The sequence below is a fragment of the Candidatus Poribacteria bacterium genome, assembly GCA_021295755.1.
Taxonomy (GTDB): Bacteria; Poribacteria; WGA-4E; order WGA-4E; family PCPOR2b; genus PCPOR2b.
Genome location: JAGWBT010000132.1, coordinates 17,631 through 40,664 on the forward strand (window position 1 = coordinate 17,631; position 23,034 = coordinate 40,664).

The 23,034-nt window shown below is 49.6% G+C and carries 27 protein-coding genes and 1 pseudogene; 6 read left to right on the plus strand and 22 right to left on the minus strand.

Annotated features, from left to right (window positions below; genetic code table 11):
• Together J4G02_17550 and J4G02_17555 are read right to left on the minus strand one after the other, a co-directional pair.
• Positions 1-209 (minus strand): hypothetical protein (locus J4G02_17550; GenBank protein ID MCE2396343.1); only part of this gene is annotated, 209 nt, incomplete at its 3' end.
• A 91-nt stretch (positions 210-300) separates the two neighbouring features.
• Positions 301-1,176: a polysaccharide deacetylase family protein gene (locus J4G02_17555; GenBank protein ID MCE2396344.1), complete on the minus strand. Its 876-nt coding sequence runs from the start codon at positions 1,174-1,176 to the stop codon at positions 301-303.
• Positions 1,177-1,314: 138 nt separating this feature from the next.
• Between J4G02_17555 and J4G02_17560 the strand changes: the two genes are divergently transcribed.
• The 6 genes from J4G02_17560 (at position 1,315) to J4G02_17585 (ending at position 4,645) form a co-directional block, all read left to right on the plus strand.
• Positions 1,315-2,214 carry a hypothetical protein gene (locus J4G02_17560; GenBank protein MCE2396345.1) on the plus strand — a complete coding sequence of 300 codons (900 nt, stop codon included), beginning with the start codon at positions 1,315-1,317 and terminating at the stop codon, positions 2,212-2,214.
• A gap of 158 nt (positions 2,215-2,372) precedes the next feature.
• Entirely contained in the window at positions 2,373-2,576 is a 204-nt protein-coding gene (locus J4G02_17565; protein MCE2396346.1) for a toxin-antitoxin system, antitoxin component, Xre family protein, read from the plus strand.
• Positions 2,566-2,700, plus strand: coding sequence for a type II toxin-antitoxin system PemK/MazF family toxin (locus J4G02_17570; GenBank protein MCE2396347.1), 135 nt, complete (start codon positions 2,566-2,568; stop codon positions 2,698-2,700). The genes J4G02_17565 and J4G02_17570 overlap by 11 nt, the downstream gene beginning before the upstream one ends.
• A gap of 464 nt (positions 2,701-3,164) precedes the next feature.
• On the plus strand, positions 3,165-3,884 hold the full coding sequence (locus J4G02_17575; GenBank protein MCE2396348.1) for an IPT/TIG domain-containing protein: 720 nt from the start codon (positions 3,165-3,167) through the stop codon (positions 3,882-3,884).
• Positions 3,881-4,057 (plus strand): hypothetical protein, encoded by a 177-nt coding sequence (locus J4G02_17580; GenBank protein ID MCE2396349.1) that lies wholly within the window; start codon positions 3,881-3,883, stop codon positions 4,055-4,057. The genes J4G02_17575 and J4G02_17580 overlap by 4 nt, the downstream gene beginning before the upstream one ends.
• 57 nt (positions 4,058-4,114) lie before the next feature.
• Complete coding sequence (locus J4G02_17585) at positions 4,115-4,645, plus strand: hypothetical protein (protein ID MCE2396350.1); 531 nt, start codon at positions 4,115-4,117, stop codon at positions 4,643-4,645.
• A 177-nt stretch (positions 4,646-4,822) separates the two neighbouring features.
• On the opposite strand, the gene J4G02_17590 is transcribed toward J4G02_17585, so the two are convergent.
• The 20 genes and pseudogenes from J4G02_17590 to J4G02_17685 all read right to left on the minus strand — a co-directional run bounded on the left by J4G02_17590 (position 4,823) and on the right by J4G02_17685 (position 22,945).
• A complete protein-coding gene (locus J4G02_17590; protein MCE2396351.1) occupies positions 4,823-5,185 on the minus strand; it encodes a hypothetical protein in 363 nt (120 codons plus the stop codon).
• A gap of 18 nt (positions 5,186-5,203) precedes the next feature.
• Positions 5,204-5,800: a hypothetical protein gene (locus tag J4G02_17595; protein ID MCE2396352.1), complete on the minus strand. Its 597-nt coding sequence runs from the start codon at positions 5,798-5,800 to the stop codon at positions 5,204-5,206.
• A 52-nt stretch (positions 5,801-5,852) separates the two neighbouring features.
• Entirely contained in the window at positions 5,853-6,071 is a 219-nt protein-coding gene (locus J4G02_17600) for a DUF2283 domain-containing protein (protein ID MCE2396353.1), read from the minus strand.
• Between the two features lie 96 nt (positions 6,072-6,167).
• The gene (gene ppdK, locus J4G02_17605) at positions 6,168-8,804 is read right to left on the minus strand and encodes a pyruvate, phosphate dikinase (protein ID MCE2396354.1); all 2,637 of its coding nucleotides are present in this window, start codon (positions 8,802-8,804) and stop codon (positions 6,168-6,170) included.
• A 317-nt stretch (positions 8,805-9,121) separates the two neighbouring features.
• A complete protein-coding gene (locus tag J4G02_17610) occupies positions 9,122-9,511 on the minus strand; it encodes a hypothetical protein (GenBank protein MCE2396355.1) in 390 nt (129 codons plus the stop codon).
• A 76-nt stretch (positions 9,512-9,587) separates the two neighbouring features.
• Positions 9,588-9,970: pseudogene (locus J4G02_17615) on the minus strand (hypothetical protein).
• 149 nt (positions 9,971-10,119) lie between these two features.
• Entirely contained in the window at positions 10,120-10,578 is a 459-nt protein-coding gene (locus J4G02_17620) for a superoxide dismutase family protein (GenBank protein MCE2396356.1), read from the minus strand.
• Positions 10,579-10,842: 264 nt separating this feature from the next.
• Positions 10,843-12,201, minus strand: a complete 1,359-nt coding sequence (locus tag J4G02_17625) for a proteasome accessory factor PafA2 family protein (protein MCE2396357.1) — start codon at positions 12,199-12,201, stop codon at positions 10,843-10,845.
• Positions 12,198-12,908, minus strand: coding sequence for a proteasome subunit alpha (gene prcA / locus J4G02_17630; protein ID MCE2396358.1), 711 nt, complete (start codon positions 12,906-12,908; stop codon positions 12,198-12,200). Before prcA ends, J4G02_17625 begins: the two co-directional genes overlap by 4 nt.
• Positions 12,909-12,974: 66 nt before the next feature.
• Positions 12,975-13,829: a proteasome subunit beta gene (gene prcB / locus J4G02_17635; protein MCE2396359.1), complete on the minus strand. Its 855-nt coding sequence runs from the start codon at positions 13,827-13,829 to the stop codon at positions 12,975-12,977.
• A complete protein-coding gene (locus J4G02_17640; GenBank protein ID MCE2396360.1) occupies positions 13,829-14,026 on the minus strand; it encodes a ubiquitin-like protein Pup in 198 nt (65 codons plus the stop codon). The genes prcB and J4G02_17640 overlap by 1 nt, the downstream gene beginning before the upstream one ends.
• Positions 14,027-14,041: 15 nt before the next feature.
• Positions 14,042-15,532 (minus strand): proteasome accessory factor PafA2, encoded by a 1,491-nt coding sequence (locus tag J4G02_17645; protein ID MCE2396361.1) that lies wholly within the window; start codon positions 15,530-15,532, stop codon positions 14,042-14,044.
• A gap of 8 nt (positions 15,533-15,540) precedes the next feature.
• Positions 15,541-17,364, minus strand: a complete 1,824-nt coding sequence (gene arc / locus J4G02_17650) for a proteasome ATPase (GenBank protein MCE2396362.1) — start codon at positions 17,362-17,364, stop codon at positions 15,541-15,543.
• Between the two features lie 305 nt (positions 17,365-17,669).
• Positions 17,670-18,365: a sugar phosphate isomerase/epimerase gene (locus tag J4G02_17655; protein ID MCE2396363.1), complete on the minus strand. Its 696-nt coding sequence runs from the start codon at positions 18,363-18,365 to the stop codon at positions 17,670-17,672.
• Positions 18,366-18,513: 148 nt separating this feature from the next.
• Positions 18,514-19,275 carry a phytanoyl-CoA dioxygenase family protein gene (locus tag J4G02_17660; GenBank protein ID MCE2396364.1) on the minus strand — a complete coding sequence of 254 codons (762 nt, stop codon included), beginning with the start codon at positions 19,273-19,275 and terminating at the stop codon, positions 18,514-18,516.
• The gene (locus tag J4G02_17665; protein ID MCE2396365.1) at positions 19,268-19,663 is read right to left on the minus strand and encodes a hypothetical protein; all 396 of its coding nucleotides are present in this window, start codon (positions 19,661-19,663) and stop codon (positions 19,268-19,270) included. Before J4G02_17665 ends, J4G02_17660 begins: the two co-directional genes overlap by 8 nt.
• Before the next feature lie 25 nt (positions 19,664-19,688).
• On the minus strand, positions 19,689-20,426 hold the full coding sequence (locus J4G02_17670) for a phytanoyl-CoA dioxygenase family protein (protein MCE2396366.1): 738 nt from the start codon (positions 20,424-20,426) through the stop codon (positions 19,689-19,691).
• Between the two features lie 44 nt (positions 20,427-20,470).
• Entirely contained in the window at positions 20,471-21,277 is an 807-nt protein-coding gene (locus tag J4G02_17675; GenBank protein MCE2396367.1) for a phytanoyl-CoA dioxygenase family protein, read from the minus strand.
• Positions 21,278-21,307: 30 nt separating this feature from the next.
• Positions 21,308-22,114 (minus strand): phytanoyl-CoA dioxygenase family protein, encoded by an 807-nt coding sequence (locus J4G02_17680; protein MCE2396368.1) that lies wholly within the window; start codon positions 22,112-22,114, stop codon positions 21,308-21,310.
• Positions 22,115-22,138: 24 nt separating this feature from the next.
• On the minus strand, positions 22,139-22,945 hold the full coding sequence (locus tag J4G02_17685; protein MCE2396369.1) for a phytanoyl-CoA dioxygenase family protein: 807 nt from the start codon (positions 22,943-22,945) through the stop codon (positions 22,139-22,141).
• Positions 22,946-23,034: the final 89 nt, after the last annotated feature.

Below are 23,034 nucleotides of genomic sequence, written 5' to 3' on the forward strand. Positions count from 1 at the left end.
GCCATCTTATTGCCGGCGATCGTATACTTCCCCGGCTCAGGGTACTTCAGCGAAGGCGGGTAGGAATTGAATTGTGCTTGTTCTTGTACGACGCGACGATATTTATCTGCTTCGTCAGGAGACAGTACATTGCGAACAATCGCATAGCCGTTCTCATGGAAGTCCGCTATCTGTTGGTCGTTGAGAATTGGAGTGTTAATCGTAGTCATAATGGATAGCACCTCACAGCAAAAAGTAGTGAAACATGGTAGCAGAAATTTCTAACCGATCTCTTGTTGGCGCGACCCCCTGATGTCCTCGTTAGGCTGCCGCTGCTAAATTCCGATATTTCTCATAGAGTTGATAACAGTTCACAATTGACACGTTCTCCTCATGCGCCATTTCAATCAACCATTCAATATGCTTTAGTGCCGGGTCAAAACGGTACACCGACCACGGATGCATCGCTGGGGCATACACGAGATTACGGTCAATGGCGTACTGAAACTCCCTTTTTCGTGCTTGAAACCCTTCCTCTATCGTTGCAGGTAACCTCTCCAGAATCGTTCCATCCGCAAATCCGGGAGCGGGTTTCCAGTCATCGCTCTGGTGCCCCGTATTGAACAGTAGATTGCAATGCCAGCCAGTTACCGGTATTTCAAACAGTTCCGGGTATCCATCCTCAATATACCAGTACGGTTGGGTGAAAAGAGCAGGCATCGGCTGTTCCGGTGGTCCAACACCATCGGTAATAATAAAGTGGTATCCCTGTTCCGACAAGATACCGAGCTGCTTGGGATGTCCCTGTAACCCTTTGTAAAAACCGCCGGGCGCACAAAAACCGATTGGACCCGCCCCAAAATATCGCGCGATAAGGTCTGATGTCCCCTCAAGTTCTGTGCTGAACTGTTGGAGCACCGCGGGAGTATCACTTGAAATTCCCATGTGGCTGTAGGTATGCGATGCAATGTCGAACAGAGGATTAGCCTTTAGCAAGTCCGCGAGATCCTCGCCGGCTCTTTCCAGCACCTTTCCCACAATACAAAAGGTTGCCGGCGCATCATATCGCTTCAAAACCCGCGTAATCTGTTCAACGCTAGCGAGGGTTTCCTCCAACCAGATCTGCCAGTTCTCGTCGGATTCAAGACTTGGGTGGAGCGCATACGCACTTTCAACATCAAATCTGAGAACAAACATACCTCCTCCTCCGATGCTTTTTCCAATTGTATCACGATTCCTCTAAAAATCAAACCAATATTTATTTTAACCGTTGTATGTGATAGGCGTCTCATTCAGAAACTCCAACAGAAATTCTAACCGATAAGGAGTACTCGCATGGTCCCATGGAATTGTGTCTTGGAACTCAGTACAGAACGCCACAAGGTTGCAGGCAGCGAGGCAGCTCTCGCCGATGCCATAAGACGCGGCTGCGACTTGCGGATCTACACCGAATTTATCCACAATGAACACATTGATGTCACCTCTGACAGTACCGAGCGTATACGTGAAGTCGCTGAATTTGGCGTCACCTACCTGCTTGAGGACTCTTGGGCAGCGGGCATAATGAGCCGACGTCAACCCGTTTCGCTGCCCGATGGCTTCGGACCGCGTGCGTCAATGTCGTTTTTCCTCTACAACCAGAACGGACAGCAGGCGATCGCCCGTCCCCATCTCGACGGACAAGGGGCAACACAAGCTCCTACCGCCCTGTACGTTGACGATCATACAGACATGCCCAAATACCACCCACAAGATGGCTGGGATCAGCAGACCAATGCACCAAGTCAGAATTTTATCTACGATTTTGACCTATATCGCTTCTATGTGCGTGACGAATGGCGCGAGGTGCTCTCACACGACGCTGAGGGAGTAGTCCAGTTCGGATCTGTCCACGATCTAGCCGACGCCTTCTCACAAGGCTGTGAAGCGAAGGTTGGGGTTCGAGGCTTGTGTGCGGATTTGACAGCGGATCCCGCTACAGCGCTAGATCATGAGATGTTTGTGCAGACCGGGTCGTGTTACTACTACACAGCGCAGCAGCTTTTTATCGCTGGAACGCACCCAACCATCCGTGTCAAGCCTACCGTGCCTTTGGTATACACAAGCCGGGGTTGGGATTTCGGATGGTTGATGGTGCGGACGGACGGATCGGTCGTATACAGACGCTGCGATCCGTATACATTGGCGTTTGCGGATATTGAAGGCAACTATGCTATGCGTTGGTTCGTACGATAACAGGAGGAGTAAAACAATAATTTTGCCTTAAGTAGGGCGTTTCCCTATCGTAAAGTACTAGGAAAGTATTCACGTAAAGCATATTGGCGTATCAGGGTATGCTATGGTATAATTATTTTGATTTTCCTATATCCCGATGGTGCTAAAGGAGACTGAAGATGAATCAAACCTTAACAATCGAACAAATTATTAGTGCTATTAAACAAATGCCGCAGGAAGATAGGCGTATAATACTATCTGCGATTGCAAATTCGGAAGATACTGATATAGAGGTTTCAGCTTGTGATGCGACTCATCTTTCTGAATCGGTCTTTATGCAAGTTTGGGATAACCCAGAGGATGCTGTCTACGATGAACTATAAACGAGGTGACGTGGTTCTTGTTCGATTTCCCTTCACGGATTTAACAACAACAAAAAAGCGTCCTGCCCTCGTCATAAGTACCGACTTCTACAATCAATCCCAAGTTAATCAATTATTGCGGTAATTACTAGTCAGACACACCGGTTGGGCATTGGCGACTGTTTAATCCAGAACTGGCGTGCGGCAGGTCTGGTAAAGCCCTCCCAAGTAAAGGCAATTATTGCAACTATCGAACAAAGCCTTGTTCTTAAAAAGCTGGGAACGCTAGCCTCAAATGATATAGAAATTGTTGAACAAGCACTAGCTAAAGCACTAGGATCAACAACTACTAATACACCTCCGTAAGAAATCTCACAACATATTAAAAAGTGTTGACAAACCGCCCATCAATCTGTATACTAGAGGGAGTTATTACTTAATGGATTTTGAATTTCAGCTCATACTACAATGTCATCCCCCACGCAGTGAAAGTCCTCAAAACGGCGAGGTTCTTTGCCTCATTGAGAATGACCGCCTGAGTTTTGACTGCCCCCAGCATTTTAACAAACGACTTGATATTGTAGTCCAAACGTTCAGGAGAAAAACCGAATGAAAACACTCAGAAATATTTCAACAGTTATTGCATTTGCATTTATATTGGCAGGGATCTCCGGATGCAGCGGCTGCAATCCGCCTCCTGAGCCGGCAAGTTTCAGCCCAACGGAAGGTCCCGAAACCGGTGGGACAACCATCCGAATTACGGGCGACAAGTTCGATATGAAAAATGGCGTTACCGTGAAAGTGGGTGGGAAGAATGCCACAAGCGTCAATGTCCCCAGTAAAATGGAGATCACGGCAATGACACCGGCAGGGATGGCTGGTGAATCGGTTTCAGTTGTTGTCACCAACAACGGCAACACGAAACCAGAAGGCACTGTCACCATGAGCCAGAAATTCACCTACACCGACGCAACCGCCCCAACAATCACGGGAGTCAGTCCCGCAGATGGAACGGTCATATCGGAGTATGAAGACTCGTTGAGTGTGAGTGTACCCATTTCAATCACCTTCAGCGAAGATGTTGACAGTGCATCTGGTAGTTTAACTGTCTCCGTCGAATCAACGCCGGATTCGGGCACACAAGAATTGTCTCTGGCAGCGGAAACACAATTATGTTTACTCCCAATGAACCGTATCGGTCCGGGCGTATGTATACTGTCAACATATCAGGCGTCAAAGATACTGCCGCCGCTGGCAACACCCTTGAGTCGGGTCGCACGTTTAGCTTTACAATCGCTTCCCCGGAGAAAGTTGACCGATATCTCGTGAAAGAAGGCGATACGCTTCCAATTATTGCTTCCCGTCCAGAGGTATATGACAACGAGGAACTTTGGCCCCGACTTGCCGAAGCAAATCAGGACGATTATGACTTCGATCGGACGCGACTCCATCCAGGACGGCAATGGTTGTGGGTGCCACGTGGATCCTCTTGGGGAGATTAACCCGTTGATTCAGAAGTAGTATAGGCAACAAAAAAGCCAACGAAATAGGGGGCTATTATGAAACCTTGTCTCTATACTGTGCTGATGATTTCACTCGCAGCCATGTTTTTGGCGGGGTGCAGCATCCGCACCGTTCCTCTTGAGGAGGAACAGCTAATCTATGAAGATGAGGTGGGGATTTATGATAGTCTCCCACCCGGTTTCCTTTATGAAGCTTGGCAGCTGTCTCAGTATCGTCAATACTACGGCGATGCATCTGAATTGGGTTATCGGATGAATATCGACCCAAATCCACATGATAGTTACCGTGCAGGTGAGAAACCTATTCAACGTGCTCCCGCTCAAACGTCAATCCAAGGGACAACCCCCAATCGTCGTGTTAGGGAACGCCAGGAGGTCTCCTCAACTCAACGGACGGTTACCCGAAGCCGCACCCGCTCCAATCGTATAGCATCAGAGTCCACAGACGATAGGAGACGTGTACGGGCACAGTTGCGCCAACGTCCCCGTCAGCGGACGACAAACGCGGTGGATGATGAAGATCGCAAATCCCAACGTCGAACCACCCGCCGCCGTGCTAGACGGTAGTTTTTGCAAACTTTAACAGAAGAAATTCGTACAACATGATAAAAGCCATGTAGAGCGTTCTACATGGCTTTTTTATTGGTTCAACATAAAAGGAAAGTGTAAGGTGTGAAGAGAAACCGAGTTTTTCCGAAAAAACTCGGTTTCTGTTGTGCGATTTCTTAACATAATCGGAGGGGATTACAGAAGTGTATTGATATACTCTTCAATGAACACCGAATCATTAACTAGCCCTGTAACCGCTTGAGGATTATCTTGATAAGTATATGTTTCATATCGCGCCTCTCTGCTAGCATCGTATAGTGCAGAATACTGCGGGAATATATCTTCTATATATCTGCGAACGGACCGATTTCTCGTCACATGACCTTTGGGATGGATTTCCAGCGTTGCCAAGTAAGAATCAACAGCATGTAAGGCTTTATAGAAAGCGAGGGTAACAATCCAGTCAGCGTGTTGGGGGCTATTTTGAGATTGTTCAAGATCCGAAAGAGCAAGATGGGTTCTGCTTTGTTTATCTTGGTGTGCTGCCGTTGTTGGCATGTGCGAAATTCCTCATTTCTATGGACAAGTTTGGTAAAAACGTTCAAAATCATTTAAATCAAGATGCTCTTTTGAGCGTTCATACTCAACATGAAAAAACAGCGGACGGAATTTTTTATTTATTTCCAGATCAATCCGAGCTAACTGTTTAATTCGATCCACAGAATATTCTGAAATTACAATTATCACATCTGCGTCCTTGCCATTAATTTTTATATAACCTTCTTGGACATAAGGGATTTTTTCCAATCTCTCTTTATAAAGTTGTTTCAGTTCTTGCCAAGCCGGGGGTTCAACCTCCTGAATAATCTGTTTGAGGAACTTATATTCCTGAGATTTTGCAGCACTTCTCCCCAATCCCTCATAACGGGCAACAATTTTTTCACACAAGTCTGACATCGCCGCTTTCACGCTGTCACCCATGCCGCATAGTTCAACGTCATCGTAGGTAGCGGTCACAGTACCATCCGCTCTTTTAATTAAGATCGGGATTGGCTGGCGCAGGTGATAAGAGGGATGTCGAAGATTTTGGATCCAATGGGTTTCAGGAAGTTGGCGAAATTCTGAACGAATGATTTCCTTTACTTGTGAAGGCTTCAAATCCTCAAGTGTCATTGTTACCCTCTTAATTATCATCAACAAAATTGTAGGGATTTCCGTAAATTCGCTAATTCGATAAATCCGCACTTGGTTTTTCTATCTGCTCATAGGACAAATCCGGCAGACTTGCCTGTTGATGGGCATGTTCAATGGTCATTGCCACCAGATTGCCAAAGGCATCCAAATCAATATAGACATTCTCGTTAATTTCTTTCGTTTCGGTTACTTCACGCTCTGAAAACTCAACTAAGGCGGTATCCGTACCGTGAAAATACTTGACTTTCATTGATTGTTCCCGTCGAATCCGGTTTATGGTCGGTAGGGACAAACGATCGTTTGTCCCTACCGACCATAATACAAACCGTTAATTGTTCTACCTATCTTAGGATTCATCAGCAACCGCAGCCTGCGCCGCAGCGAGCCGTGCAACCGGCACACGGAACGGTGAACAGGAAACATAGTCCAAACCTGAGTCGTGGCAGAAGATAACGGAACTCGGCTCACCGCCATGTTCACCGCAGATACCAACCTTGAGGTCTGAACGAGTTTCGCGTCCTTTGTTCGTGCCAATCTGCACCAACTGACCGACACCGCTCTGATCCAGCACCTGGAACGGGTCATGTTCAAGGATGCCTCCATCCACATAATCGCCTAGGAACTTGCCGGCATCGTCGCGGCTCATCCCGAAGGTGGTCTGTGTGAGGTCGTTTGTCCCAAAGGAGAAAAATTCCGCCTCCTGCGCGATTTCATTCGCGGTGAGTGCGGCTCTCGGCAATTCGATCATCGTCCCGACGAGGTATTCGACCTCAGTGCCGGTCTCCGCAAACACTTTCTTTGCGGTATCGACGACTACCTCACGCTGCAACGCTAACTCCTGAACATGTCCAACCAGCGGGATCATAATCTCAGGGATCGCCTTAACGCCGCGCTTGGTAACTTCGACAGCTGCCTCAAAGATTGCCCGCGCCTGCATCTCCGTGATCTCCGGATAGATGATACCGAGACGACACCCACGATGCCCTAGCATCGGGTTAAATTCGTGCAATGCTTCCCTTTGTTGGTACAATGTCTCGGCGGGGACACCGATTTTGTCCGCAAGTTCCTGAACATCTTCATCGGTTTGGGGCAGGAACTCATGGAGCGGTGGATCGAGCGTCCGAATGGTGACAGGATAGCCGTCCATCGCTTCAAAGATACCGGCGAAGTCCTCACGCTGGTACGGAAGCAGCTTGTCGAGCGCTGCCTTGCGCCCTTCCTCATCCTTTGCAAGGATCATCTCGCGGACAGCATCAATTCGCTCGCCTTCAAAGAACATGTGCTCGGTACGACAGAGACCAATCCCCTCTGCGCCAAACCCTCTTGCGGTCTGTGAATCGCTTGGCGTATCTGCATTTGTGCGCACACCGAGCTTACGAAATTCGTCCGCCCACTCCATCAGTATGCCAAAGTCTCCACTCAATTCAGGGTCAATCAACTTGACCGCTCCCTCAATCACCTCACCGGTGGAGCCGTTGAGCGTGATGTGGTCTCCCTCTGTCAGCCGAAGGTCACCAGCCTGAAACTCCTTTGCCCTCTCGTTGACAGTGATGTCACTGCATCCCGCGACACAGCATTTTCCCATGCCCCGTGCGACAACCGCAGCGTGTGAGGTCATCCCGCCACGCGCCGTTAAAATGCCTTCTGCGGCGTGCATTCCGCCGATATCCTCTGGGGACGTTTCGGTGCGGACCAGAATCACCTTTTCACCCTCAGCCACCAACTCCTCAGCACGATTTGCCGTGAAAACCACTTTGCCTACAGCAGCGCCGGGGGAGGCGGGCAGTCCCTTCGCAATCGGCTCAACCGCCACCGATGGATCGATCATCGGGTGGAGGAGTTGCTCCAGATCGTCCGGTGGGATACGGGTCAGAGCAGTCGCTTTGTCAATGAGGCCTTCGTTTACCATTTCAACAGCAGTACGCACGGCGGCGGCACCGGTCCGTTTCCCGTTACGGGTTTGGAGCATATAAAGACGTCTATCCTGAATCGTGAACTCGACATCTTGCATATCACGGTAATGCGACTCTAAGGTCTCCCCGATTGATGTCAACTGCTCATAGGCTTGCGGCATGACCCCCCGGAGTTCATCAATGGGGAGTGGTGTACGAATTCCTGCCACAACATCCTCGCCTTGGGCGTTCATCAGAAATTCGCCGTAAAAAGAGTTCTCACCGGTTGAGGGATCCCGTGTGAATGCAACCCCCGTCCCCGACGTTTCGCCCATATTCCCAAAAACCATCGCTTGGACATTGACCGCTGTCCGTCCGAGTTCTTCAGAGATATTGTTCAACCGACGGTAGATGGTCGCTCGCTCATTGTTTGACGATTCAAAGACTGCGTCACGCGCCATGTCGAGTTGACGACGCGGGTTATCAGGGAAATCCGATCCCGTCTCCTCCTTGACAAGTGCCTTGAACTCGGAAACCAATTCCACCAGATCGTTCGCATCCAACTCCGTATCAAGTTCGACGCCTTTTGCTGCTTTCTTCGCTTCCAAGAGATGCTCAAACGCATCGTGTTCGACACCAAGTACGACATCCCCGAACATCTGCACAAATCGACGATAGGCATCATAAGCGAAACGTTCATTCCCGGATTTTGCAGTCAGTCCCTTGACCGCATCGTCGTTCAAGCCGAGGTTGAGGATGGTATCCATCATACCGGGCATCGAAACCGCCGCTCCGGATCTCACAGAAACGAGTAGTGGATTTTCGGTGTCACCGAACTTTGCATCCATCGCTACTTCTAGCTTTCGTAAGTTTTCATCAATCTGTTCGTCAAGTCCGTCGGGATACTGATTATTGTTTTCATGATATAACCTGCCAGTTTCCGTCGATATTGTGAAACCGGGCGGAACCGGAATACCTAAACTGGTCATTTCGGCGAGGTTGGCACCTTTACCGCCGAGCAGGCTTCTCATCTTCGCGCTGCCATCGGTTTGACTGCCGCCAAAGAAGTAAACGTATTTATCTTGAGCCATTCAAGACCTCCTTAAAAAAATAATGCGTAACGAGTAATACGTAAAAAACTATCTATACAATCATCGTCACTTCGTCTTCAGGATTATCATTTCCTTAGTAATGTGACTAACACAAAAGATTGAACAAAGAAAATCCCTCCACGAAGGGAGGGACATTTGATAGGGTTGAAACTACATGCGCATCAGTTTAGCGAACCCCACGACTCACCGCTATCAGAAGGCATGGGGTAAATCTCGGACAGAAACTGTTTCTACGATGCTGCAAGAGCCTAGTTGTTCTTAGCCCCTTCATTAATCCAATCAATGATGAGTTGGGTCTAGGCTGCCTCTAGAGGCGGTCCACCAGGGAGCATTCTACCTTGGACAATCTGTTTGACAACTTCGCTTTCCCTCGCATTACCTGCAATGACGATAGCCCCACCGTCTCCTCCTGCACTGAGGGTGTCATACGTGCGGAGATCGATATTGTGTGGTCCACCAGCGACATGACAACCTGCGGTGGCGCATCGGCTTGTCAGGATAGGCGAAATATCAGCACTAAAATCGTCAAATACCAATCCAAGATTACTGACAGCAGTATCAAAGTCATCACCTTCATCGCCGTGCACATGGTCGTGACCATCGCCTGTTGTTACGTCATCACCTCCACAGCCAAACATCAACCCAGCAACAAGCAGCAACGCAATTCCTATTTTTATTCTATACATCAATCATTGCTTCCATCTAGCTTCTTCACATTCCACTCACAAGGGATATGTGGCAAGGAAGCACTTTTGATAAGGATTAGTTGTTCTTAGCACCCTCGTTGATCCAGTCAATGATGAGTTGAATCTGAGCTGCATCCAACGGAGGTCCTTCAGGGGGCATCTTGCCCTCCGCAATTTCTTCGATGATTTCGCTCTCTCTCGCATCGCCTGTAATAACGATAACCCCTTCGTCTCCACCCTTCATGAGGGTATCATACGTGCGGAGATCGATATCGTGCGGTCCATCAACGACATGGCACTCTGCGATGGCACATCGTTCTGTAAGGATAGGCGAAATATCAGCACTAAAAGAGGGACTCGGTCTGCCAGCAGCCGAGGGGCTATCAAATACCAAACCGAGATCCAAAACATTAGTCCGGCGACGAGTAGCAACACCATTCCTATGCTTATTCTATACATCAATTATTTCCTCCAGTTGGTTACTCCACGTTCCACTCGTTAAAAGCGGTGTGAGAAAGGAAGCGTTTTTGGTAAAATCCTTGGCTATTGAGGACTCCCGGTGCAGATGCGCCGGAACCTGTCTCGATTCAAAAATGTAATCGCCAAGACTAGTTTGCCAACTGAATCGCCCCGCAACCGATTCGTGCGCCAGCAGCACCTGAAGGCTGTGAGGTAAAATCATCGGCTCCCGCATGGACAATAATGCCTCTTCCAACAATATCTAGATCGGAACCGGTGCCCATTTCCCAAAGGTTTGTTGCCAACTCAATTTTGCCTGCACCATCCTCACCGACAGTTATGTTGCCGATGTCTCCGAGGTGAAATTCACCCTCTCCCCATTTTCCGTGAGGGACGTTGGTGGGATTCCAATGGCCACCAGCGGATGTGCCATCGGGCGAACTGCAATCACCTTTTTCGTGAATATGCACGGCGTGAAGCCCCGGAGATACGTTCTGGATCTCGACAGTGAGCGTGATTGTATCGCCGTTCTGTGTAAAAATTGCTGTTCCGGCCAGGTTACTTCCACTCGCCGAACCAATGATCGCAATTGCCTGTTGCGATGGCATCGCAGGGATTAAGGCCTCCTGTATTATATCGCAACTCACCAAAGCAATAGAAACACAAACCAGCAACAGTAGCAATGTAACTTTCATGCGAAAGGCAACTAAACGTCTTTTCACCGTTAAATCCTCCATAGTTGAGGACTTGTTTGAAAAGTAGGTGAGACAGTCATCTTTTGTCAGTTTAGAGGCAAAATCAACCGATCTTGGGGGTATTTACCCGTAGAATGACAACCTTCAGAGATTAATCCCGATTCATCGGGACAGGCGCTAAATCGAATAAATCATCCGGCTAGCTTCTTCATATTCGGCTTGCAGGGGATCCGTAGAAAGGAAGAGTTTTTGGTAGGGTTCGTACAGTTGGATATAGCTCCAATTAACACCACAAAGAATCTTTCGCTCGTTTGCCAGCTTTACAAAACGACCGCGGAACTTCGCGCGAGTGGTTTCCGGTGGGTGATGCATCGCGTGTTCTACCTCATCATCGCTGACGATTCGTTCAACGCGTCCATCTTTTTCGAGCTTGTAATACAATCCAAAATCGGGTCGAATATTGTGGTACTGTAGATCAAGCATCATAACCTTGGCGGAGTTCCACTTGAGTTGCCGACTCTCCACATAGGTTTCAATCAATTTCTTCTTGATGACCCAATCAAGCTCCCGGTCGAGCTGCATCGGATCAGTTTCTAGACAGGTCAGCACATATTCCCACCGTGCCATGATCTGATCGGTGATTGGATCCGATTCTGCCTGCTCAAAATACTGCTTGGCGCACTCAAGGTATTCCCACTGCATCTCGACGCCTGAAAGCCGTTTACCGTTTTCCAATTCGATTTTCCGGGTACAAGTGATATCCTCGGAGATCTGCTGAATCGCTCGGACAGAATCGCGCAACGCGAGACGCTGCTTGATAAAGTTATCTTCAATCATCCGCAAGACGATTGCCGTTGTACCGATCTTGAGGTAGGTAGCGAACTCCGACATATTAGAATCGCCGACGATCACGTGTAGGCGCCTATATTTTTCTCGGTCCGCATGCGGCTCATCGCGCGTATTGATGATGCCCCGCGCTGTTGTCGTTGCAATTGAGATTTCTTCACGGATATGTTGCGCCCGTTGGGAGATGGCGTATCCACCGCGGTTGGTGGATTTGACCTTCCCCGCCCCGGCAAAGACTTGGCGCGTTACAAAGAAGGGAATGAGTTGCGAGGCAAGTTGGCGAAAACTCACACGGCGATCCATCAGGTAGTTCTCATGGCAGCCGTATGTGTTGCCGGGCGTATCGGTATTATTCTTGAAAACCGAAATCCGTCCAAGAAAGCCATCGGCTTGCATTTTCCGCTCTGCCGCAACAGAAAGCCGTTCTATAATTCGCTCACCAGCTTTATCGTGGCTGACAAGGTCACTCACGTTATCGCATTCAGGTGTCGCATATTCGGGGTGGCAGCCGATGTCCTGATAGAACCGAGCGCCATTCTCCAGAAAAACGTCCGGATACATCCGCCCCGAAATAATCTCGCGAAAGAGATACATCACCGCATTTTGGATTGATAACGCTTTTCCACCGCGTCGATCCGACGTGCAGATGATCCCATATTCGTTTTCTAGACCATAAATCCTTCGATTCATGCGCTCAAAATCTCACTAAGTTCTTCGGGAAGCAAACGCCTAAATTTGCGCCGATTTCGAGTTTCGTCGAGTACGGCTGCTTCTATTGTCTCAGCCGCCACTTGGTATCGCTCCGCCTCGTCAACTGCCGCTTCGATTCTTTCAAAGGTTCTTGCCGCAAGTCTCACAGCACCGTTCAAATCCAAATCGTCGCTATACTCATCTTCGAGGATGCCTGCGATTTCGTCTGCTCTCCCGCCGATGACGGTATATTGATTGTCTTCCCAAAATGTACCATCAAAAGATAGATGATAGATTCTATTGTTCGACGAAGCATCTTCACGGATCTCGCATAGCAGAATTTCTACTTCAAGCGGCTTCATATCAGGTTGTCGATATATTGCACCAATCTGCTGCGAATACTGATTTGCGAGCCATCGCGCCGTAACATCTTCACGGTTGAAGGTAAACCCCTTGATTTCAGCACCCTGAATCCCGGCATATCGTAGGGCTTCATAGTCCGGATAGAGCCCAGTCGCTGCAAGTGCAATCCTATCATAGATTTCTGAAATCTTGAAGACCGTTGCCAACGGATTTTCTGCGACCATCAGAATACCGTCGCGGTATTCTAGAACAATAACCTCTTTTGCCTTCTCGATCCCCTTCCGAGCAAAATCCTCTTTCTCCTGCATGATTTGCTCGGGCGACACGTAATACGGTGCAGGCATCTACTCCTCCATCAAATTGCAGGTATCGATTATCAGTAGTCCTCAAAGCGGCTCAACTAGTGGGGGTTAATTACGGAGTTTGTCAAGTAGCTCCGTATAGAGGTCCTTAACCTCTGCATCCGGTATATCCGAGATTCCCGTCGAATCAATAATTTTAATTGTTGGGAAAATTTCCCGAATAAAATCAGGTCCCCCTGTAGCCACATCTTCATCGGCGGCATCCCAAAGCGCTTCCACAACTATCTGAAGGGCACCTTCACGGGATATATCGGGGCTATACAGCTTTTTCAGCGTTGCTTGCGCATCCTTACCACCGGATCCAGTGGCATAGTATTCGCTTTCTTCGTATTGCCCCCCTATTGCGTCGTATTTGAAGATCTTCCCCTGTTTCCGCTTCAGGTCATACCCCACGAAAATCGGAACGACCACCAATCCCTGCAACGCCATAGGCAAATTGGATTTGACCATATTTGACAGCGAATTGGCTTTGCCCTCAAGGCTTAACGGCGAGCCTTCTATCTTTTCATAGAACTCCACCTGAACCTGGAAAAGCTTCGCCATTTCCATCGCCGGTCCGGCGACACCCGCAATAGCGATAGCTGAGTAGGTATCTACCTCATAGACTTTCCGGATACGTCGTTCCCCCACTTGGAATCCCGCCGTCGCCTGACGGTCTCCGGCGATGATAACCCCCTCGTTATAAACAGCGGCTAATATAGTTGTTCCTTCAAGCAGACTATCATAAAAATCCACCAAACTGGGAGTTGGCAAGCGTTGTCCTTTCCAGTTTGCAGCGGGTGAGTCTGGCCGAGGTGTTGTACCGAACGCCTCTGTACCAAACCTTGATAGAAGCTCCGGACGTTCCCTTTGCAAGAGCTCAAGGAAATCGGAGGTTCTATGATCGGAGCCGCTAAAGACCACTACTCTCCTCCTCGCTGAATGTAATTCTCGACAAATTCTTCTGAGTCCTCTTCCAAGATTTCGTCGATTTCATCAAGGATTTGATCGAGATCCTCTTTAATCTCTTCGCCTTGCTCTACGACCTCTTGATCCGGTTGGACTTCCTCAGTATCCTGAGTCCGTTTTTCTCTTTGTTCCTGTTGCTTTTCGGCTGGCATGTTACTTCCCTCCTTCTAATGGTTGGATGTGAGAATGGCTTGAACCAGTTCTGCAGCCGTGCAGTCTCTCAACAGATCACCCGTCATCTCCTGCGTTCCGAAGTGCGGCCGATCCATTAAGATTTTATCTAAAGAAGAATCGTCAGTACAAAAAATCATTGAATTCCAGCTCGCGCTGTGAATCTCGTTGGGATATTTTTGTAGACACATACCACGAAAATAGGCACGTGTATCAACAGGTGGATTATTAATCGCTTGAACAATCTCCTCATGTTCGAGGAGTCGTTCAACACGTCCGTTTTTCAACAACCTCGCGTAAAGCCCTTTATTCGGACGAATGTCGTGATATTGCAGGTCTAACATCCGCGCTTGGTGATCTGAATGATCTAAATTGTGGCGTCGCAAGTACGCATCAATCAACCGTTTCTTAATCACCCAATCGAGGTGTCGATCTAGGCTCATCGGATCTTCTTCGAGGCGGTCGAGAACAAATTCCCATGTCTTCATCACATCTTGCACGACCTCAGACGAATCCTCTGTGGAAATATGTTTGTGCGCCAACTCAAGATATTCGCGCTGAACCTCAATGGGTGTCCATTTCCGACCATCCTCTAAAACCAAAGGTTCTTTACAAGAGAGATCACGTGATACCGTCTTGATCGCCAAAACAGGGTCAGAGAGCCGGAACTGATCCCCTACAACCCCCTGTTCGATGAGTTGCAGCACAACCGCCGTAATTCCCACCTTCAGATAGATGGAAAATTCAGACATGTTGGAGTCGCCGACGATCACGTGCAACCGGCGGTATATCATCTCATCAGCGTGCGGCTCATCCCGCGTATTGATAATTGGACGCGCCACCATTGTGCTCAATCCAACTTCAGTCTCAAAAAAATCTGCACGCTGCGAGATTTGATAATCCGTTTCCGCTGCGCCATTTTCCGCGCCAACCTTACCACTCCCTGTAATCGGCTGCCGCGTCACGAGAAAAGGCGTTAATCCATCAACAATATCTTGGAAAGGAACATTCCGAGACATCAGATAATTTTCGTGGGCACCGTAGCTGTGACCTTTATAATCGCTGTTGTTCTTATAAATAATAATCTCTTGATTCGTGGGCAACAAGTCTTGGGCAGCCAGACGACTCAAATCTAAGATCAATTCCCCCGCCTTCTCATATTTAACCAGATCGCGTGCATTGGTGCATTCCGGGGTACAATACTCTGGGTGTGCGTGATCAACATAGTACCGCCCACCATTGGCGAGGACATCGTTGATGAGGCTATTGTTTTCCTGATCCGGGATATCCGTCTCCCCTTCAGAGACGAACCCTCTAGCGTCCATCAATGGACTTTCCTGATCGTAGTCCCAAGTGATCCCTTTGATCCCACGGTCTTTATAGATATTGACGACAAGCGTTGAAGCCGCAACCGGATCCGGATCTCGCGCATTTTTGACCGAAATGCCATACTCGGTTTCGGTCCCCATAATCGTTGGTACGGTCATAATGTGTCTTAGAGGTAAGCGCCACCTTTGACGGTTCTTACATCCCGTCTTTTCGGCTCTGGCTCGTGGGTCAACGCCTTAATGTTGACGATTCGATCGCCTTTCCGCCCCGATATCTTCGCCCAATCATCAGGATTGGTGGTGTTAGGCAGATCTTCATTCTCCTTATACTCTTCTTGGATCGCCATTTCGAGGTCGTCAAGGGTAATGCCCTTCTCTCTCCCTTCAGAATCAATCAACCGTTTGATTGCCATCTTTTTGGCACGATCAACGACGTTTTCAATCATCGCACCGCTCGCAAAGTCCTTGAAGTAGAGCGTCTCACGCTCCCCACGGTTGTAAGTCACCTCGATGAACTTGTTTTCATCGGTGGTCGCATACATCTTCTCAATCGCTTGCTCCGACAGAGATTGAACCGCTTTTTCGCGATCGCCACTGAATTTTTCTAACACTGACGGGGCAATCGGCAGGTCAGGTGTCAGGTATATGGCGAAAATATCCTTCGCACCCTCAGCTTCGGGACGATCGACCTTGATCTTGATGTCCAACCGACCGGGCCGTAAAACTGCGGGGTCTAGGAGATCTTGGCGGTTACTTGCACCGATGACAACCACATCTCTGAGCCCTTCGACGCCGTCGATCTCAGCGAGGAATTGAGGCACTACTGTCGATTCCATATCGGACGAAATGCCCATGCCTCTGGACCGGAAAAGCGAATCCATTTCATCAAAGAAGATAATGACCGGAACCCCTTCTTTGGATTTGTCCTTGGCTTTCTGAAATACCTCTCGAATCTTCCGTTCCGTTTCGCCAACATACTTATTGAGTAGCTCTGGACCCTTGATATTGATAAAATAACTCTCAACATCATCTCTACCTGTCTGTTCTCTGACCCTAGTAGCTAGACTGTTGGCGACTGCCTTGGCAATTAACGTTTTTCCACAGCCGGGGGGACCGTAGAGTAGCACACCTTTCGGAGGCTTTAACTGGAATTCCTTGTATTCATCGGGGTAGAGGTAAGGCGTTTCAATAGCGTCCCGAATCGCCTCAATCTGGTCATTCAATCCACCAATATCCGAGTATCTAATGTCTGGCACCTCTTCAAGCAGCAGGTCCTCAACTTCAAGTTTGGGCAGTTTCTCCATAACCATCCCGGTGACCGGGTTCAGCATAACATTATCCCCAAACTTAAGTTCCTCGTCCTTGTTGAGCGGATCCGATATTTCCACAACCCGCTCTTCATCCGCGCGTAGATTCACAAGCACACGGTTATCGTCAAGCATCTCCTTGACCTTGACCACTTCACCTTGCCGCTCAAATTCCCTTACACTCACAACGTTCATCACACCGTTGACGATGACTTCTTGACCTTTTTGGAGCTGATCGGTGTTAATCTCCGGATCCGCATTGACGCGCCACCTTTTGCCACCAAGGTCAATGTCAAGAGTCCCATCGTCGTTTGATTGAAGGTAAACGCCGTAGTTGTTCGGTGGGGCACTGAGTTGTTCAACCTTCTCCTTCAACTGTTCCAGCTTCTCTTTCGCTTCTTGAAGGGTGCTGGTCAACTTGCGATTTCTACGGTGTGCGTGCATTAAGTCGCGGGTCATTTCGTAGAGACGAACTTCAACATCGTCGGAAGGCGCAGCGTTTAAGCGTCTTCTCAAATCATCAATTTCGCTCTCCAGCGACTCAATAGTGAACGTTAGCTCACGAATCTTTCTTTCAGAAGAAATCCGCTCTGAAGACGGTGCGGATAGATTCGCCTGATCCTGCATCTCGTCAAGGGAATTTTCTGAATCTTTCTTTTCGGATGGATTCTTGATCGTAGCCATAGTAACCTTACCTCGGTATTTATCTTTAGAATTACGGGATGAGGGCTATCACTATACCGGTGGGAAATAGCACCCCATCTCGTTTTATTAGCTCCAAAAGGATTTTGCTTCTAAGATTTGAATCTGTAACCGATAATTCCTCCGGGTTTTGAGTTAATCGATCTCTATCGCAATCTCACTCCCGGACGTCACCATACTGCTCAAGAATGCGTTAGATTATAGCATTGGACTATAGTCGTGTCAAGTAAAATATCCCGTTGTATCAAGGCTCAAATGTGAGTTCAAGCCTTCATTATACCTGAATTTCACTGGGCTGCATTGAACACCTTCTGCAGAAACTGAATTGATTGAGACACTTCCTTATCAAAATCCCGAAAATTGCACTCCACAGAAACCCGTTTGTTGTATCCAGCATCAGCGAGGCTTTTGGCAAAAAGCTGGTAATCGTATCTACCGCTGCCCGGATAGAGGCGATCCGTGTCTGCGACATGCACATGCACAATCCGCTCTCCTGCACGGACGATTTCATCAAACGCTTCGTCTTCAAGCATCTGGTGATAAAAGTCAACGAGTATTTGAACTTCCGGTTCACCAAGTTCGTCGGCAAACTGGGCCGCCTCGGCGATGCTATTAATCATGTTTGTCTCTGAACGGTTCAAGGGTTCGATGGCGATGACAAGCTCATGTTCCCCTGCGTAATTGGCGGCAGCTTCCAAAAACTCAAGGATCTGATCATGTGCTCGTGTGCGAGAAAAGCCCTCCGGCACATGCCGGGCACCACCGCTCCCGAACACAATAATCTCGCCGCTAAGTTCAGCTGCGCGCTCAGTCGCTGCAGCCAAATAGTTGTCCAGCCGCGCCTTGTCAACATCTGGCCCTGTCACTTTTAGATCGGCGGGAATAAAGCTATTAAAGCATTCTGCCCGCAAAGAGTAATCGGAGACTATATCCTTGAACTCTTCGAAAAGGGATCTTGGAGATTCAGGGCAGAGCATCCCCACACCGAATTCAAAGAAATCACACTTAGCATCCGATAAGGTTTTAAGGGTTTGTAGGCTGCACCCGTGTCCAACTGCTTGGCATCAACCGTTTGCGGAACAAAGGAGGCAAGTCCTGCACAACAACTCAATTTCATGGGCGAGTCTCCTTTTATTGCACAGTTTTCCCAACAAGGTGTTCCCACATTTCCATACGCAACCCACGTTCCTTGTAGTGATCGGATTGGGAACAGGCACACGCCCGCTCAAAGCTAAAGCGACGCATCGAAGCAGCAGCCTCTTCAGGATGATGGTTCCAGCTTGGCGATTTCGGTTCACTGTCGCGAGTGAAAAGGAACTTGAGCATGTAGCGCGTCTTCGCCCCACGATTGGCAGCTGCGGCGTGCCAGATGTCGTAGTGCGTGATCGCTACTGTCCCTGCCTTGACGGTGAGGGGAACCTGCTCACGGAAGTTGGCATAGGTCGCCATGCGATCCGTCGGGGCATTGCGGAAGTGCGTTCCGGGCATAATCACCGTCGGTCCCAGTTCCGCAGGCACATCTTGGGGATAGTACATCGCCAAAACAGTTTGGATGCGATGATGCCGTTTGTTGGTGCCGTCTTGATGCCATGTCTGACTCCGTGTGCCGGGCGGATTCACATGGCAGTGACGATGACCGTTCATCTGAACATCTTCGCCGAGCAGGCTCACCAGCGCACCGCGCACCTTGGGATGGTCGTAGACCTGATAGAGTTTCGGAACTTTGTCCAGAATCCCATCGCCCGGATTATTTCGCTGGATATCCAACGCCTCAAGCTCCGCGTAAATTGACTCGTTGAAGCCTTCGGGGAAATCAGCCTCAACAATATGCGAGCCATGGATGATAAAAGAGATGATTTCGTCGTCGCTCAATAGATACGGTTTGTCAGCCATCATAAACCTCCAATTTTTGCAGGATAAATTCGTAGCCCAAGATGTCAATTTCCCGGTCATCAAATTCTGTCCGCTGATCCGGAAAGTGGATGACCTGCCAGCCGTCCAGAATTGCGTCGTGTACAGTATTGTAGGGCCACTCCTGCTCCTCGACCACAATCTCCGTCACCGAACCCTCCACCGGCTCGTGCAACGCCATCCCGATAACCTGAGAGCGGATGCCCGGCGTTGACGCATGGAGATAGAGCAGCCGCTGTCGCGTACCCTTCCGATTTGCACTGATAATCTGGTGAAGCTGATCCAGATCTCCCTTCTGAAGCCCACCATTTTCCAACTTGGCGCGTGCCTCATCAATCCATCTGTCAATTGCTTCAAAAGCGGTTGGCATAGCTTTCCCCTCAATGTCTACAAACTCACGCATTCGTATTAGGCATGGAGTCATAGCCGAGCAGCCGCTTCAATGTTGGTGTCGCACGGGCAACGACTTCTTCGGAAACGATCTTCTGCTGATCTTGCTGCGGCTTCATAAAAGCACGACAGAAGAAACCGAGCAGGCAGACGCGAGCCTTATCGGTGTGGTTAGCGGACGAGGCGTGCCAAAGGGATCCGTTGATAATCATCACCGAACCCTTCGGACCGGTGATCTGTAGTTCGTCGTCGTAGCTAACGCCCGGTTCGGGACGGGATTCCAGTCGGCGGTGACTGCCGGGGACACAGCGGGTCGCACCGTTCTCAAGTGTAAAATCATCGAGAAACCAGACGCTATTGGCAGAAAGGGCAAAACTCGGACGGGGAGTTGGCATCGCGCTCAAAGGGTGATCAATATGAAGCCCGCCCTCCGGCGCACCGGGTCCGATAATGTTCACAGTAAACGAACTGAGCGTACAATCCTCGCCGAGTAGATATTCTATCGCGCTGAGTACGGGCGGATACTGAATTGCGTTTTCAAACAACTCGTCTTTGTCCACCAGATTCCACACCCGTTGCGCCTTGTCGTCCAGATACACATGCTCCCCTAACACTTCCCGCTCCTGCTCGGCGAGAGCAATCGATCGTTGGCGCAGCGCGTCCGCTTGAGCGGTTGTGATAGCATTTTCCAATAGTACAAAGCCGTGTTCATCAAGCTGGGCTTTTTCTGCATCTGTAAGCATCAATATCTCCTTATATCACGTTTCACGCATCCCGTCCTTTTGCTTCAAGGTTGATGATCTGTATTTACCGGCGGTTCATCGTTACCCATAAAACGTTCAATCGTATTAATAGTTGCGGGAGAAGTTCGGAAATCGGCAATCCACGGCTCGCGGAAATAAACCTGCTTTTCACGCGGCAAGCCTGCCATTACCTCGGGTGGAATCTTCAGCCGATGCCAATGCGTAGCAAGATGTGCATACGCGTGGAGAATGGCGACCCGTGGTGTATCGCGTTTCCAGATCGGTCCCGCATGACAGAGGTTCTCCGTAAAAAAGATGGCGCTGCCAGCCGGACATTCGTAGCGCACCAGAAACTCGCTCTCTTTCCCGTCCTCCCACGACATATGATCCGGGTGCATCGGGAAGTTTGCCTTGTGGCTGCCGGCGATGAAACAGGTCGCACCGTCCTCCTTCTTCACATCAGTCAGTTCAAAAACAACCCGTACCATCCCAGCGTGAATCCGACCGTTCTGGACACGATAGCCAAAGATAGGATCCGCTTGTCCCGGCCCACCGCCGTGCAGTTCACCGTGCGACTCCCCCTTTAACCGCCAAGTCAACCCACAAGCCTCCAGTCGGACATCGGGACCGATGATCTCGTGCAATACCTCGACAACCTTTGGGTGATCAATCAGCACACTTGCGGCACCGCCCGGAATGGCTCGATGCTCCGGCGGTAGGGACTCAGGATTGTGCTGAATTCGATCGGCTTGATCGACGATTGCAGCAACTTCATCGGGTGTCAAAATCGCCGGACGGACTAAAAAACCGGTTAAGTCAAACCGGAAACGTTCCTCTTCGGTCAACCCCATATCGCTTCCTCCATATCCACGTTTTCAGGCTCAAGGCCGGTGATCGGTATTCACCGATGGCTCATCGTTGTTTATAAAACGTTCCATTGTATTATGAGTCGCCGGGCGAGTTCGGAAATCGGCAATCCACGGCTCACGGAAATATGCCTGCTTTTCACGCGGCAAACCCGCCATCACTTCGGGTGGAATCGTCAACCGATGCCAATGGGTGGCAAGATGGGCGTAAGCATGGAGAATGGCAATACGCGGCGTATCACGTTTCCAGACAGGTCCCGCATGACAGAGGTTCTCCGTAAAAAAGATGGCACTACCCGCAGAGCATTCGTAACGCATTAAAAACTCGCTCTCTTTCCCATCCTCCCACGACATATGATCCGGATGCATCGGGAAGTTTCGCTTGTGGCTGCCCACGATGAAACAGGTCGCGCCGTCCTCTTTCTTCACATCGGTCAGTTCAAAAACCACTCGTACCATCCCAGCGTGAATCCGATCATTCTGGACACGATAACCGAAAATCGGATCCGCCTGTCCCCGTGCACCGCCGTGCAGTTCGCCGTGCGACTCCCCCTTCATTCGCCAAGTCAACCCACAAGCCTCAAGCCGGATATCGGGACCGATGATTTCGTGTAGCACCTCAATCACCTTTGGGTGATCAATCAATAGACTTGCGGCACCACCCGGAATGGCTTGATGCTCCGGCGGTAAGGATTCAGGATTGTGCCGGATCCGGTCGGCTTGGTCAACGATTGCAGCAACTTCATCAGGCGTCAGAATCGCCGGGCGGACTAAAAAACCGGCTAAGTCAAACCGGAAACGCTCCTCTTCGGTCATGCCCATAGCACTACCCTCCAGATATTGGGTTCAGGGGCGGTGATCGGTATTCACCGACAGTTCATCGTTGTCGATAAAACGTTCCATTGTATTGTGGGTTGCTGGACGGGTACGGAAATCAGCAACCCACGGCTCACGGAAATATGCCTGCTTTTCTCGTGGCAGTCCAGCTATCACTTCAGGGGGAATCGTAAGTCGGTGCCAATGGGTGGCAAGATGGGCGTAGGCATTGAGCACCGTCACGCGCGGCTCTTCCCGCTGCCAGATGGGACCTGCGTGACAGAGGTTTTCCGTGAAAAAGACCGCACTACCGGCTGGGCAGTCATAGCTCATCAAGAACGGACTTCGCTTCCCCGGCTCCAACGACATATGATCCGGGTGCATCGGAAAATTCGCCTTGTGGCTGCCGACAATGAAATGTGTCCCACCATCCTCCTTGCCAACATCGGTCAGTTCAAAGACAACCCGTACCATTCCCGCATGAATCCGTCCGTTCCGAACGCGGTAGCCGAAGATAGGGTCCGCCTGTTGGGGTCCTCCGCCGTGAAGGTCTCCGTGCGCCTCCCCTTTTCGACGCCAGACACAGTAGCTGTTCTCAAGCCGAATATCGGGTCCAATAATTTTGTGCAGCACGTCAATGACCTTTGGGTGATCAATTAGCACACTCGACGGACCACTCGGCACAGCGCGATGTTCTAGAGGTAACGATTCTGGATCGTGGTGGATATGGTATATCTGATCCCTAATCCCAGCAATCTCATCTGGTGTAAGAATAGCTGGACGTATCAGAAAACCGGTCAAATCGAAACGGAAACGTTCCTCTTCAGTCAACCCCATAATTCTCTCCTCTGTTTGACCTACTCCCAACCCTCAAGGATTGGGATTCTCGCATTGCTTTGAGAATATCCGTCTCCCGTATAGACACA

Coding starts and splice junctions, on each gene's coding strand:
- J4G02_17555 (MCE2396344.1), bottom strand. CDS start 1,176: ATGTTTGTTCTCAGATTTGATGTTGAAAGTGCGTATGCGCTCCACCCA.
- J4G02_17560 (MCE2396345.1), top strand. CDS start 1,315: ATGGTCCCATGGAATTGTGTCTTGGAACTCAGTACAGAACGCCACAAG.
- J4G02_17565 (MCE2396346.1), top strand. CDS start 2,373: ATGAATCAAACCTTAACAATCGAACAAATTATTAGTGCTATTAAACAA.
- J4G02_17570 (MCE2396347.1), top strand. CDS start 2,566: ATGAACTATAAACGAGGTGACGTGGTTCTTGTTCGATTTCCCTTCACG.
- J4G02_17575 (MCE2396348.1), top strand. CDS start 3,165: ATGAAAACACTCAGAAATATTTCAACAGTTATTGCATTTGCATTTATA.
- J4G02_17585 (MCE2396350.1), top strand. CDS start 4,115: ATGAAACCTTGTCTCTATACTGTGCTGATGATTTCACTCGCAGCCATG.
- J4G02_17590 (MCE2396351.1), bottom strand. CDS start 5,185: ATGCCAACAACGGCAGCACACCAAGATAAACAAAGCAGAACCCATCTT.
- J4G02_17595 (MCE2396352.1), bottom strand. CDS start 5,800: ATGACACTTGAGGATTTGAAGCCTTCACAAGTAAAGGAAATCATTCGT.
- J4G02_17600 (MCE2396353.1), bottom strand. CDS start 6,071: ATGAAAGTCAAGTATTTTCACGGTACGGATACCGCCTTAGTTGAGTTT.
- ppdK (MCE2396354.1), bottom strand. CDS start 8,804: ATGGCTCAAGATAAATACGTTTACTTCTTTGGCGGCAGTCAAACCGAT.
- J4G02_17610 (MCE2396355.1), bottom strand. CDS start 9,511: ATGTATAGAATAAAAATAGGAATTGCGTTGCTGCTTGTTGCTGGGTTG.
- J4G02_17620 (MCE2396356.1), bottom strand. CDS start 10,578: ATGCCATCGCAACAGGCAATTGCGATCATTGGTTCGGCGAGTGGAAGT.
- J4G02_17625 (MCE2396357.1), bottom strand. CDS start 12,201: ATGAATCGAAGGATTTATGGTCTAGAAAACGAATATGGGATCATCTGC.
- prcA (MCE2396358.1), bottom strand. CDS start 12,908: ATGCCTGCACCGTATTACGTGTCGCCCGAGCAAATCATGCAGGAGAAA.
- J4G02_17640 (MCE2396360.1), bottom strand. CDS start 14,026: ATGCCAGCCGAAAAGCAACAGGAACAAAGAGAAAAACGGACTCAGGAT.
- J4G02_17645 (MCE2396361.1), bottom strand. CDS start 15,532: ATGACCGTACCAACGATTATGGGGACCGAAACCGAGTATGGCATTTCG.
- arc (MCE2396362.1), bottom strand. CDS start 17,364: ATGGCTACGATCAAGAATCCATCCGAAAAGAAAGATTCAGAAAATTCC.
- J4G02_17660 (MCE2396364.1), bottom strand. CDS start 19,275: ATGGCTGACAAACCGTATCTATTGAGCGACGACGAAATCATCTCTTTT.
- J4G02_17665 (MCE2396365.1), bottom strand. CDS start 19,663: ATGCCAACCGCTTTTGAAGCAATTGACAGATGGATTGATGAGGCACGC.
- J4G02_17670 (MCE2396366.1), bottom strand. CDS start 20,426: ATGCTTACAGATGCAGAAAAAGCCCAGCTTGATGAACACGGCTTTGTA.
- J4G02_17675 (MCE2396367.1), bottom strand. CDS start 21,277: ATGGGGTTGACCGAAGAGGAACGTTTCCGGTTTGACTTAACCGGTTTT.
- J4G02_17680 (MCE2396368.1), bottom strand. CDS start 22,114: ATGGGCATGACCGAAGAGGAGCGTTTCCGGTTTGACTTAGCCGGTTTT.
- J4G02_17685 (MCE2396369.1), bottom strand. CDS start 22,945: ATGGGGTTGACTGAAGAGGAACGTTTCCGTTTCGATTTGACCGGTTTT.